The organism is Halogeometricum limi (assembly GCF_900115785.1).
GTDB lineage: Archaea > Halobacteriota > Halobacteria > Halobacteriales > Haloferacaceae > Halogeometricum > Halogeometricum limi.
This window is the reverse complement of sequence record NZ_FOYS01000005.1, coordinates 167310-179417: the sequence shown is the minus strand read 5'-3', so window position 1 is coordinate 179417 and position 12108 is coordinate 167310. Positions and strand designations below refer to the sequence as shown.

General features: G+C 61.9%; 13 protein-coding genes. 2 read left to right on the top strand and 11 right to left on the bottom strand.

From position 1 onward, the window contains the following. Positions 1 to 46: 46 nt before the first annotated feature. Positions 47 to 1339 (bottom strand): histidinol dehydrogenase, encoded by a 1293-nt coding sequence (gene hisD / locus BM282_RS14870; RefSeq protein ID WP_089882490.1) that lies wholly within the window; start codon positions 1337 to 1339, stop codon positions 47 to 49. Between the two features lie 54 nt (positions 1340 to 1393). Continuing rightward, a complete protein-coding gene (locus BM282_RS14865) occupies positions 1394 to 2095 on the bottom strand; it encodes a cyclase family protein (protein WP_089882488.1) in 702 nt (233 codons plus the stop codon). A gap of 124 nt (positions 2096 to 2219) precedes the next feature. Between BM282_RS14865 and BM282_RS14860 the strand changes: the two genes are divergently transcribed. Further along, positions 2220 to 3191, top strand: coding sequence for an amidohydrolase family protein (locus tag BM282_RS14860; protein ID WP_089882486.1), 972 nt, complete (start codon positions 2220 to 2222; stop codon positions 3189 to 3191). A gap of 37 nt (positions 3192 to 3228) precedes the next feature. Here the strand turns inward: BM282_RS14860 and BM282_RS14855 are convergent, their stop codons facing one another. The 7 genes from BM282_RS14855 to BM282_RS14825 form a co-directional block, all read right to left on the bottom strand. Beyond that, on the bottom strand, positions 3229 to 3726 hold the full coding sequence (locus BM282_RS14855; RefSeq protein WP_245758384.1) for a CoxG family protein: 498 nt from the start codon (positions 3724 to 3726) through the stop codon (positions 3229 to 3231). 22 nt (positions 3727 to 3748) lie between these two features. After that, a complete protein-coding gene (locus tag BM282_RS14850) occupies positions 3749 to 4639 on the bottom strand; it encodes an FAD binding domain-containing protein (RefSeq protein ID WP_089882482.1) in 891 nt (296 codons plus the stop codon). A 25-nt stretch (positions 4640 to 4664) separates the two neighbouring features. After that, positions 4665 to 5471: an ABC transporter permease gene (locus tag BM282_RS14845; protein ID WP_089882480.1), complete on the bottom strand. Its 807-nt coding sequence runs from the start codon at positions 5469 to 5471 to the stop codon at positions 4665 to 4667. 2 nt (positions 5472 to 5473) lie between these two features. Continuing rightward, positions 5474 to 6262 carry an ABC transporter ATP-binding protein gene (locus tag BM282_RS14840; RefSeq protein WP_089882478.1) on the bottom strand — a complete coding sequence of 263 codons (789 nt, stop codon included), beginning with the start codon at positions 6260 to 6262 and terminating at the stop codon, positions 5474 to 5476. 2 nt (positions 6263 to 6264) lie between these two features. Continuing rightward, positions 6265 to 7068 carry an ABC transporter permease gene (locus tag BM282_RS14835; RefSeq protein WP_139229736.1) on the bottom strand — a complete coding sequence of 268 codons (804 nt, stop codon included), beginning with the start codon at positions 7066 to 7068 and terminating at the stop codon, positions 6265 to 6267. 125 nt (positions 7069 to 7193) lie between these two features. Next, on the bottom strand, positions 7194 to 8318 hold the full coding sequence (locus tag BM282_RS18605; protein WP_175501564.1) for a hypothetical protein: 1125 nt from the start codon (positions 8316 to 8318) through the stop codon (positions 7194 to 7196). Positions 8319 to 9076: 758 nt separating this feature from the next. Next, positions 9077 to 9958 (bottom strand): NAD(P)-dependent oxidoreductase, encoded by an 882-nt coding sequence (locus tag BM282_RS14825; protein ID WP_089882473.1) that lies wholly within the window; start codon positions 9956 to 9958, stop codon positions 9077 to 9079. A 388-nt stretch (positions 9959 to 10346) separates the two neighbouring features. Here BM282_RS14825 and BM282_RS14820 point away from each other — a divergent pair, with 388 nt between their 5' ends. Next, positions 10347 to 11111, top strand: coding sequence for an IclR family transcriptional regulator (locus tag BM282_RS14820; protein WP_089882472.1), 765 nt, complete (start codon positions 10347 to 10349; stop codon positions 11109 to 11111). A 93-nt stretch (positions 11112 to 11204) separates the two neighbouring features. On the opposite strand, the gene BM282_RS14815 is transcribed toward BM282_RS14820, so the two are convergent. Further along, positions 11205 to 11588, bottom strand: a complete 384-nt coding sequence (locus BM282_RS14815) for a VOC family protein (RefSeq protein ID WP_089882470.1) — start codon at positions 11586 to 11588, stop codon at positions 11205 to 11207. A 64-nt stretch (positions 11589 to 11652) separates the two neighbouring features. Beyond that, positions 11653 to 12102, bottom strand: a complete 450-nt coding sequence (locus BM282_RS14810) for a universal stress protein (RefSeq protein WP_089882468.1) — start codon at positions 12100 to 12102, stop codon at positions 11653 to 11655. Between the last annotated feature and the right edge of the window lie 6 nt (positions 12103 to 12108).

Sequence of the window (12108 nt, the reverse complement as noted above, 5' to 3'; positions counted from 1 at the left end):
GGTATCGGATTCGTCGGATTCGTCGTCTGGTCTCTGTCTCTGCCGGTCACTCATCGGCGACACTCGTCTCGGTCGTCTTCGAGCGCCTGAGTGCGGACAGTCGATGCCCGTGCGTCCCCTCTATCTCGCAGATGGTGGCCGCCCACGGGGCGAGTTCGGCCGCGCCGTCGGCCGTGAGTCGTTGGTGGGTCGGCGTCTTGAGATACGTCCCGACCCAGATACCGCTGTTGTAGCGCGCGATGCGGAGCGTCGGAAGGCAGTGGTTCGTGCCGACCGTCTTGTCGCCGAAGACGACCGGTGCGTGGTGGCCGATGAACAGCGACCCGTAGTTTCGCAAGTCATCTACCAACTCGTCCGCGTCGTCCATCATCAGTTGGAGATGCTCCATCGCGTAGTCGTTCGCCGCGTCGACGGCCGCCTCTCTGTCTTCGACGACGAGTACTTCGCCGTTCTCGTTCCACGACTCCCGAGCCGTCTCTTCGGTCTGCAAGTGCGGGAGTTGGCTCTCCAGTTCCTCGACGACCGCCTCGGCGTGGTCGCGGTCCAGAGAGATGAGAACGGCGCGAGCGTTCGTGTCGTGTTCGGCCTGTGCGAGAAGGTCCGCGGCGACGACTTCCACGTCGGCAGTCTCGTCGGCGACGACGAGCACCTCGCTCGGTCCGGCGAGGAAGTCGATTCCCACGTGGCCGAACACCTGCCGCTTCGCTTCGGTCGTGAAGACGTTCCCCGGCCCGGTGACGATGTCGACGGCGGGGACGCTCTCCGTTCCGTACGCCATCGCCGCGACGGCCTGTGCACCGCCGATGCAGTATATCTCGTCGACGCCCGCCTCGGACATCGCGTACAACTGCGCCGGTTCGACCGTCCCGTCCGCCTGCGGCGGCGCGCAGGCGATGATTCGTTCGACGCCCGCGACGGCGGCGGGAACGATGGTCATCGCCGGCGTCGCGACGAGTGGATGCCGGCCACCCGGGATGTAGACGCCCGCGGTCTCGATAGGAATGACACGCTGACCCAGCGTGACACCCGGTTTGAACTCCGCTTCGAATCCGTTTATGTTGTCCAGCTGTCGTGAGTGGAACTCACGCACGTTCTGGATGGTGTAGTCGATGGCCTCTCTGTGTTCGTCGGTGAGTTTCTCACCCGCGGCGTCTATCTCTGCTTGGTCGACTCGCAAGTCGTCGCGTTCGACGCCGTCGAACTTGGCGGTGAGTTCGTTGACTGCGCTGTCGCCGTCTTCTCTCACCGAAGAGACGATGTCCTGGACGGTGTCGACGACTTCCGGTTCGATGACGAGTGACGTGGCACTGGCTTCTTTGAGATAGCGTTGCTTACCCATGTCGGGAGAAGGTTAGGCTATATGTGTAATAAATCCTCGTGCTAACGAGTCACACTATTCGACGATAGCGACGGGTCGTATCGGTGACCCGGTTCCGTCGCGAATCGCGAGGGGGAAGGCGACGAGCGTGAAGTCGACGCCGACGACGGCGTCGATGTTTCGGAGGTTCTCCATGTGTGGTAAGTCGTGTTCCATACAGACGGTGTGGCACGGGTACGTCAGGTCGCTCGGGATGTCCGGACTCGGCTGGTCGACGCCGAAACTCACGACGCCGCGGTCGACAAGCCACTCCGTCGCCTCCGCGTCGAGTCCGGGGTAGTTCGAGACGTACTGTTTGCTCGGGTGGAACTCGTCGTAGTGGCCGGTTCTGAGGAGGACGGCGTCGCCCTCCTCGACGGTGACGTCCGCCTCGTCGCAGGCCGACCTCACGTCGTCGGCGGTGATGTACTCGCCTGGCCCGCGATGGGAGACGTCGATTGCCTTCCCGGGCGTGTAGAACTGTTCTAAGGGCAGTTCCGCCGTCGTCGCACCGTCTTCGCGGTAGTGTGCGGGCGCGTCGACGTGCGTCGGGCCGTGGTCGCAGAGGAGGAGTCCGCGCGTCTCGAACGAGAACGGCGGTTCTCGGCCGAGTTCCTCTTCGAACATGTGTTTCGTGTCCTCGTGTGCGGTGTCCGTCCACATCACCGTCTTCTGGTGCGTGTGGTAAACGGGCTGGTCGTGGTATATCTCCTGTGAGAGGTCGACGAGTGTTACCATACGTCGTGTGTGACGAGAGACGGTCCCTTAACTGTGTACCTCGGTTGGTTCCCCTGCGGCGGCCGCGTCGACTGTCCACAATCACCACAACACATAAGCGATGGAGTTCCGATTGTGAGACCGAATGCCTTACACAGCCAGAGCGGACCGTGAGTTCCCGATAATCGACTTCGGCGCACACCTCGTTACCGACGTTCCCGAGTTCATGGAACCGTTGGACGACCGAATCGGTCCGGTGCACACCGACCCCGAGGCGACGATAGACCGCTACAAGAACGCCGGAATCGACCGACTGGTTCTCTCGCAGCCACCGTTCATGGGGTCCACGGACGTCGAGCGAACGCGGAACGCGAACGACGACCTGATGGACATCGTCGAGGGCGACGACGACCTGTACGGCCTCGCCGCGCTTCCCGTCGGTGCAAGCGGCGGCGAGGCGGCCGACGAACTGGAGCGCTGTCTGGACCGCGGCTACAACGGCGGCGCGCTGGAGACGATGTCGAACGGGACGAAACTCACCGACGAGGAGGTCAGACCGGTTCTCGAAGTCGCAGACCGCGAGGGCGCGCCGTTGCTCGTCCACCCGAAGATAGACGTCTCGCTGCACCCCGAGGTGGACGTTCTCGACGACAAGTACCGGCTGAACGCCGTGTTCGGCCGTGAGGCGGCACTCTCACAGAGCATCCTCGAAGTCGTCCACATGGGAATCCTCGACGACTACCCGGACCTGAACCTCGTCTTCCACCACCTCGGTGGCAACATCGCGAGCATGATGGGCCGCGTCCACCTCCACCACATCCTCGGACGATGGCCGGGACAAGAACACATCGAGTCGTTCGACGACTTCAAGCAGAAGCTCGAATCGCGCGTCTTCGTCGACACGTCCGGATTCTACGGCTACCACGCGCCCATCCGAACGACGCTCGAAGAGTTCCCCAGTTCGCAGGTGCTGTTCGGGACGGACGCGCCGTACGAAGCTCGCGACGCCGACGAGTTGAGCCGCTTCGCGACGACGGTGCTGGACGTCGCCTCGGACACCGACTCGGAGGCGGTGCTCAGCGGGAACGCACTGCGTCTGCTCGCGAACGTCGACTGATCGAACAGGAGAAGACTGGACGGCGAACGTCGTCGTCTCAGACCGTTTCTGAGGCCTCTGCCGCTTCGAGTCGCGACTCCGCCGGAGCGCCGGACTGAATCTCGTCTTCGAGGTCGTCGAAGAACGACCCGACGAGTCGTTGCGTCACGCTCCCGAGTGCGCGCTGACCGAGACTAGCGAGCAGCCCCGACACTTCCGCGGACGCCGTCCACTCGGCGACCGACGTGCCGTCTTCGGCCTCGCGCAGTTGCATCTCGGCCGTCGTCTCGAACGCGTTCCGCGACGCGTCGCCGTCGGCCGCCATCCGCAGGAGTGCGGGGTACTGCGACTCGGTGATGACGATATCCACGTCGAACGTCGGGCGGACGCTCCCGACGCCGACGGAGAGCGTCGCCTCCAGTTCCGAGGACGACTTCGCCGTCATCGACTTACACCCCGGCGCACAGCGCGCGAGGACGTCCGGGTCGGTGAAGTACGCCCAGGCCGTCTCTCTGTTCGCGTCCAGTTCCGCCGTACCGCTGAATTCCATTGTCATAGTGGTTCTCTGTTTGTCTCTGTTAGGTCTCTATCGCTCGTTCGTGTGCGTTCGTCAGGGCGATGCGCGTGTACTCGGCCGCCACCTCGGTCTTGAACTCCGTGTCCGCGTGGAGTTCGCCCGCCGGGTCGGCGGCCGCCTCCGCGACGTCGGCCGCCTCGGCAACCGTCTCGTCCGTGAGCGGTTCGCCTTCGACCGCCTCGCTCACGCCGCCGACGAGAAGCGGCACGTCCGCCGCGTTCGCGAGGGCGACGCGGGCGTGCTCGACAACCGGCTCGCTCGCGTCCGGGTCGTCGACGCGAACGACGGCCGCCGCACTCACCGTCGGGAACGTCTGCGCGGCGCGCTTGAGTTCCTCGAACGCCATCCCCGTTCGGTCCGTCGGAAACGGGTCGCGGGAGACGGTGACCGACTCGATGAGTTCGTCCTCCCGGAGGTCCGTGAACATGTACGCCACGAAGAACTCTTCGGCGGAGACGTCTCGGGCGTCGTCCCGCGAGCGAAGGTGGAGCGTCCCGTCGAGAGCGACGAGTGCCGCGGGGTAGTTCCCCGCGGGGTCGGCTTCGGCCAGACTTCCCCCCAGCGTGCCGCGCGACCGAACGCTCGGGCCCGCAATCTGTCTGGCCGCGTCCGGGAGCATCGGAATCGTCTCTTTCAACGCGGCTGACCGTTCGAGGTCACGGTGCGTCGTCATCGCGCCGACGCGGGCAACGTCGTCCGCGACGTCGATACCGCGCAGTTCGTCGACGCCACCGAGGTCGATCAGATGCTCCGGCGTCGCGAGTCGGTTCGCCATGACGATGCCGAGCGACTGGTTTCCGGCGACGAGTTCCGCCTCCGGATACGACTCGAAGAGGTCGAACACGTCGTCGAGGTCGGCGGGCGTGTGATAGTCGAATGCTGCTGGTTTCATGATGTGTAGATGCGGGGTAGTTCACTCAGCCGAGTAGGGCGAAGTCTGCGTCACGGCGGTACTCGAAGACGCGCCGTTCGAGCGGCTTCACGAATCCGTACTCGACGATGAGGATGACGATGATGAACAGGATGGCCCACGCCCACGCCGTCTCGAACTGGTAGAGTTGGTACGTCTGCATCAGCTTGTAGCCGACACCGCTCGACGCGGCGAAGATTTCGGCGATGGTGACGATCTTCCACGAGATTGCCAGTCCGAATCGGAACCCGCTAAACAGGAACGGGGCGGCGCTCGGGATGATGAGACGGGCGAGCATCCGGGGACGGGTGATGTCGAACGCCTTCGACATGTCCACCAGGTCGTTCTCGATGCTCTCGACGCCCTTCCAGACGTTGATGGCGATGTAGGGGAACGTTGTCAGCACCGTCGCACCCACGGGGCCCATCAGCGTGAACCCGAAGATGAGCGTCGTCACGGCCGCCCACGCGATGGCCGGTATCGAGAGGCCGATGACGACGTACGGCGTGAAGAAGCGCCGACTGTAGTTGTTGACGCCCATCAGGACACCGATGGCCGTCCCGAGTATCATCGACCCGACGAAGCCCCAGAGCGTCCGCCAGAGCGTCGCGCCGAGGTGGCGCCAGGCGACGCCGCTCTCGACCAGTCCCCACGCCAGTCCGAGCGTCTCCAGTGGGAACGGCATCAGGTTGTTCGGGAACACCGCCGCCAGCAGCATCCACGCAGCCAGACCGACGAGAATGCCGAAGATACGAGCGGTCAGACTCGACGGAAGTCGAATACCGCGAATCGCTGTTTTATCGGAAGTGGCCATCGTCAGTCCTCGATGCTGTGGAACAGCCGGATTGCTTTTTGACGGAACTCCAAGAACTCGTTCGAGTCGAGTTCTCTGGGACGGTCCAACGGGTTCTCCAAGTCACCGTAGATGCGGCCCTTACCGAGCATCAAGATGCGGTCGGAGAGCTGAATCGCCTCCGTCATGTCGTGCGTGACGAAGAACACCGTTTTGTCCAGCTTCTGCCAGACGCGGACGAGTTCCTCACGAAGTCCCTCGGCCGTAATCTCGTCGAGGTTGCTGAACGGTTCGTCCATGAGGAGGACCCCCGGGTCGATGCTGAGTGCCCGTGCGATTCCGACGCGCTGTTGTTGGCCGCCGGAAAGCTGTGTCGGGTACTTGTTGTAGTGGTTCTTCAGACCGACCAAGTCGAGGTATCGCTTCGCGTGGCTGTCTTCGTAGTCGGGGTTGTTCTCGTGGACGTACTCGATGTTCTGGACGCAGGTGTTCCACGGGAGGAGTCGCGGCGACTGGAACACGTGGCCGAGGTTGACGTCTTCGCTCCCGTCCCGGTTCCGGAACACGACTCTCCCTTCGGTGGGTTCGAGCACGTTGCTGACGATGTTCAGCATCGTCGACTTCCCGCTACCGGACTTCCCGAGGAGACAGACGAACGTGCCAGGTTCGATATCGAGGTCGATACCCGAGAACACCTCCTCCGTTCCCTCTTTCGTGTCGAACGTTTTCCCGAGGTTCTCGAGGTGAATCGAGGCCGCACTCTGTGAATCGATGCTCTCTGCGCTGACGGATTCTGATTGTTTCGTACTCATGTTTACGCGCCTCCCATAATGCCGATTTCCGTGCTCTGGCGCCAGGCGAACACACGTTTCTCTATCTGCTGCAGGATGCCGTACTCCACGAAGAGGATTACCATCGTGAACAACACCGTCCACGTCAGTACCCCCGTGATGGAGAGTTTGTGCATCTGGAACTCGATCATGTAGCCGATACCGCTCGACGCCGCCACCAGTTCCGCGAGCGTCGTTATCTTCCAGCAGATGGCGAACGAGTAGCGCGCACCGGCGAACCACTCTGGTAGCACTGACTGGAAGATGACGCGCCGAATGGCGCGATTTCTGGAGACGTCGAACGCGCTGGACATCTCCATCAGTTCGTAGTTGACGTTCTTCACGCCCTCGTAGACGTTCTGGGTGAGGAACGGGAACGCGATGGCCGCCGCGGCCACCATCGGCGTCACGTCGCTCAGACCGAACCACATCGCCGCGAAGATGGCGGCGAACAACGACGGCAGTGCGAGTCCGATGGTGATGTAGTCTTGGAGCGCGTTCTCCCAGAAGTCGGACATCCCCATCACCACGCCGAGTACCGTCCCGATGATGGTCGTGAGGACGAACCCGTAAATCACGCGGCGCATCGTGTCTGCCATGTGCACCACCCAGTCACCACTCAACAGCAGTTCGACCAAGGAGGCGAACACGAGCGTCGGCGAGGAGATGGTGTCGGTGAGGGCCAGCCCGTGCGCAAGGAGCGCCCAAAAGACGAGAAGCGCCACGGTGGATTCGAGGAAGATAACCTTCCCGTTCGTGTACATCACCCGCGGCACGAAGTCAGTCACACCGGCTGCAGTCTTCGTACTCACGGGCCTACTCTCCTGTCGTGTGTGTCGTTGTCTTTCATACTGATTCGTAGTAGCCGTCTCCCTTCTGATTTATATAAATTGTGCACGTTTGTTGATATCAATCAGAGTTCGTCGACCTGAGTGTAGGTGATTCTGTCCTGCCAGCCGTCGGGGACGAACCCGATGTCGTTAGCCTGCTGGATGGCGGTTTTGTCTGCCTCGATGAAGCTGTCCGTGAGGCTGGGGTCTTCGAACATCATGGGCGTCTGAAGGTTGTATTCGAGGTTAATGCCCCAGTCAACGATGTACTCCGCCTCTTCTGCGGTGTTCACACCGAGTTGTTCGATGTGCGCTTCTTCGGTCATGATACCCTTGGGGTCGTCGAAGAGCCACGCCACGCCCTCTTTGAGTGCGGACTGCATCGCCGCCGCGGCGTCGCCGTGCTGTTCGACGAACTCCTGCGTCGTGATGAGCGAGTTCAGTTGCGGAACGCCGAGACCGTTCTCTTTGGCGACGTCCGTGCCCCAGAACAGTTCCGTAATCTCGTCCTTGCCGCCGGCGAGGAACTTCGCGCCGCCGTGCTCGGGTGAGGTGGACCCTGCAGCTAACTTACCATCGTTGATGAGTTGTGGAATCGCGATGTAGTCGGCCGTCGTGACGCGGAAGTCGCCGCCCTCCTGCGAGAACTCGTAGCCGAACACTTCTTGCAACGCGATGGTGTCCGAGGGGACGTGGCCACCGTTCCACGCACCGATACCGACGAGTGCGTCGTCTTCGACTATCGCATCGATGGACGCCTGCACGCTGCCCGTCTCGTCGGGGTCGTAGTCACCACCGGTGTCGACCATCCATCCCATGTACTGCGGGGAGATGCGGCCGATAACCGAGAGGTCCATCTCACGTTCGGTCGCGAGTAGTGCCGCTTCCAGCGAACTCATCGTCGAGAAGTCGGGGCCACCCGACGCGAACAGCGCCGAGTCCTCCCAACTCGTCTGGACGTTGGCGGTGTACCCCACCTCGGACATCGCGTCCGAGAGGATGTCCGTATCCTTGTGGATGTGGTCCATGATTATCCCGAGGAAGCCGTCGGGTGCGAGCGTGATGTTGACCTCGCTCTGTTCGCTTCCGCTACCGCCCCCTCCACCGTTGCCGCTGCCGCCACTGTTCGAGCCTCCAAGACATCCCGCGAATGTGGTTGCGCTTGCGATACCGGCTGCTTTCAGGAACGTCCGCCTACTTCGTGCCATACTGTCACAAACACCGCCGCATCATAAACAAATAAACGTTTTGTATGATTCTCTTATAGTTCTTCAGAAGACAGGTTCGGGAACCGCGCGCGTAGACAGTAACGCACAATCGCGAAGTATCGTCCGGTAACACCGAACAATTTGAGAAAGCGCGTACACACGTTCAGAGCAGTGTTTTCGGGCGTATAGTCGAGAGAGCGTATCGGTCGACGAGTTGAACAGGCGTACGAGAGCGTAAAACGGCTATTTCGAGCAGATGCTCGTCAAGCAGTTCGTTCGCACATACCGAAACAATGCTACCACGCCACACGATTTTCACCGTCCCCGATATCTGCTCGAAATCCCCGTTAAACGTCGAATTCGCGCATCTGAGGCTGGTCAGGACGGTCGTACGGTACGCTTGGAGCAGTCCGCGAGAAACGGAGACACCGGACACGCGTCGCGACGCGATGCGTCGATTCGCGAGAAATCGGAGAAATCGGCCGGGAGCAGGGTACGACGGCCTCGATTCCGTACGTGCTCGCGGCGTCCCGTCGATAAAACAGCAGTTCGAAATCAGATAAATTTCCACATCCATTACGAATTTAGAACTGTAATGTACATCTCCGTCGCGCCGAGAAAAAGGGAGACGCGTTTCGGCGATAGCGAACGCGAACGTCTCGGTTTAGTCCAGCGTAATCAAGGCTCTGGCCGAAGAAGAGGCGAGACGAGAGTTCGCCGGGCGGCGGGTACGCGGAGACGGACTACGCCGCGGGCGGTCAGACCTCAACGTCGAGGTCCGTGAGAGCGTCGACCAACGCGGCGTAGTCCGTCTCCGGCCCGGCGACTCTCGCCCCGAGGACGTACTGTTCGACCACCGTAGACGCGAGAGGCGTCGCGACTCCCGTCTCGGTCTTCATATCGAGACAGTACCGAAGGTCCTTGAGCACTCCTTCGAACGTGAATCCGGGGGTGAAGTCCCTCTCGAACAGTTTCGGTGCCTTCGTCTCGACGATGGCCGCCTGTGCGACTCCGCTTTGGGTCACGTCGAAGAAGAGTTCGGGGTCGATACCGAGTCGTGACACGACGGCGAACATCTCTGCGGCGATGGCGAAGTTCCCGTACGTCATCACGTTGTTCGCGAGTTTGAGCCGCTTGCCCTGCCCCGGTCGACCGACGTGTTCGACGCGGTCACCGAGAGTAGCGAGGAGGTCGTCGACTCGGTCGAACGCCGCCGCGGTGCTTCCGACGACGATAGTGAGCGTCGCCGCCGCCGCCTCGACTGGTGTCCCGATGACGGGTGCGTCGACGAACTCGACGTCCCGGTCGGCGAGCGCCTCGTCGATAGCTTCTATCGCCTCGGGTACGACGGTACTCGTCTCCATCAGGACCGAACCCTCCCGGGCGGCGAAGACGAGTCCATCGTCGCCGAGGTAGGTCTCTTCGACCGCTTCGGTGTGAGGGAGGCTGGTCAAGACGACGTCCGACTGTGCGGCGACGTCCGACGCCGACGTCGCACCCGTCGCACCTCGTTGCACGAGGGCGTCGACCCGTTCTTCGTCGAGGTCGAAGACGGTGAGTTCGTAGCCAGCGTCCAAGAGGTTCGTCCCCATCCGCGACCCCATACGTCCAGCACCGACGATACCGACACGTGGTAACATCGCTCTGGTGTCGGTGGGGCGAGTACAAAAATCTACGACCCGAACTGCTCGTCCGGCGACGCCGAACGCTGGGTCGGCATCTCGGGGTCCCGATACCGGACTCCGAATCGGGCGGACCACCGCACGAGTTCGACCCCGTCTCTCCAGCGAGAATCGGGCGTCTGCGCACCGATGGGAGGCGTCGAGTTCGTTCGCGCCGAGGAGCGTTCGGCGGGAGACCGATACGATTCTGAGTGAGTCTCGGACAGTAGCGTGAGTCCAAAACTGACCACAGAGAGACAGAGACGAGCGTTCGTGACGGTAGTCGGTTATACCGCACAAATTTTAATTGCGCGAGCACTCTAAATTATCAGAGAACTTTATTATAGTTCGTAGACGACTCCGTAGTATGGCTGCACAAGGCGCAATCGGGCGGGTGAAGACGACCGCGACGGTGTTCGAGATAGTCGAAGCGCTCGACGAACTGGGAGATGCGAGCCTGACGGAACTCGCAGACCACCTCGGACTCGCGAAGAGTACGGCGTACGACCACCTGACGACGATGGTCGAACACGAGTACGTCGTGAAAGACGAGAAGCGATACCGACTCGGTCTCCGCTTCCTGAAATGTGGTGTCAACACGAAGCGGAACCTCCAAGTCTCACAACTGGCGCAACCGGTTCTCAATCAACTGGCGGAGCAGACGAACGAGATCGCGTGGCTCCTCGTCGAAGAGTACGGGCAGGGAGTGTACGTCAACAAGGCGAAAGGCATGTTCGCCGTCCAGGCGTACGGAAAGATGGGCACCCGCGTCCACCTTCACAACATCGCGGCGGGGAAGGCGATACTGGCGCACCTCCCGGAACACCGGGTCAGAGAGATTATCGAGCAGCACGGCCTCCCGGCACAGACCGAGAACACGATAACCGACCCCGAGGAACTGTTCGAACACCTCGCTGAGATTCGAGAGCGGGGTGTCGCGTTCCAGGACTGCGAGTCGATGGAGAACTTCCGCGCCGTCGCGAGTCCGGTCGTCGCGGACGGTCGTCTCCACGGGTCGCTCGTCGTCTCCGCGCCGAAGAATCGAATGCGGGCGGAGAAGTTCCGCGAGGAAGTGCCGGACCTCGTCGCGGGCGCGGCGAACGCGCTGGAACTCGAACTGTTGTCGCAGTGAGTTGGGTACTCGCTCCCGGAAAGCGGTTCTCCCGTCCTCCCCGTCGCGTCGTCTGCAGTCGTCGTTACCCCTCGTCCACGTCCGAGCCTGTGTTCACTCCAGCGTCTGCTCCAGTTCGAGCACGTATCCGTCGGGAATCTCGACGAACGCGATTCGCTTGTCGCTCACGCTGTCGTTGACCGTCTTCGGTCCCTTCACCACGCTGCAGTCCGTCTCGGACTGGAGTCGTTCGACCAGTCCGTCGGTGTCGTCGACGGCCAACGAGAGGTGGTCGATGCCGGAGGGTTCCACGTCGTAGTCGCCGTCGGGGTCGTACTTCAGTTGGATAGACGCACCGCCGTCGCCGGCGACGTAGAAGTTCGTCACGCCGTCGCCGCCGACGAAGTCTTTCACGTGGTCCAGACCGAGGTGGTCGATGAAGAACTTGCTCGTCTCGTCGAGGTCGGAGACCCATATCGCTGTGTGTACTACTCGCATAGTCACGTGAACCATGTAGAGAGAGTTATTTAACCGTTGCTCCCAGCGAGTATCGGGCGGTGTGTCACTCGTCGGCCTTGACGAAGACGACCGGACAGTCCGCCTGCAGGAGAGCCCGTTGGGCGGTGCTTCCGAAGAAGACTTTCCCCGCGGGAGAGCGCTCACGGCCACCGACGACGAGGAAGTCGGCATCCAGTTCGTCGACGGCGTCGACGAGGACGTCGTGGGATTCGCCGAACGCACCGTAGTATTCGAGGGCTATCCCCTCCGCTTCGAGCGGTTCCATCAGCCGCTTTACCGCCGTGTTGTGCGGAACCGCCGTGTTCAGTAGTTCCGGTTCCGCGGGGTCGATGTTCAGCATCTCACCGATACGGTCCGCGTCGTCCTCGTCGTAGGCGTGCGCGAGGACGACGGTATCTTCCGGGTCTCGGGCGAGTTTCGTTACGGCGCTCGATATCGCATCGACACGTTGCTCGTCGGACTGGCCGACACCGACAACTATCGTCTGTGCCATGGGACA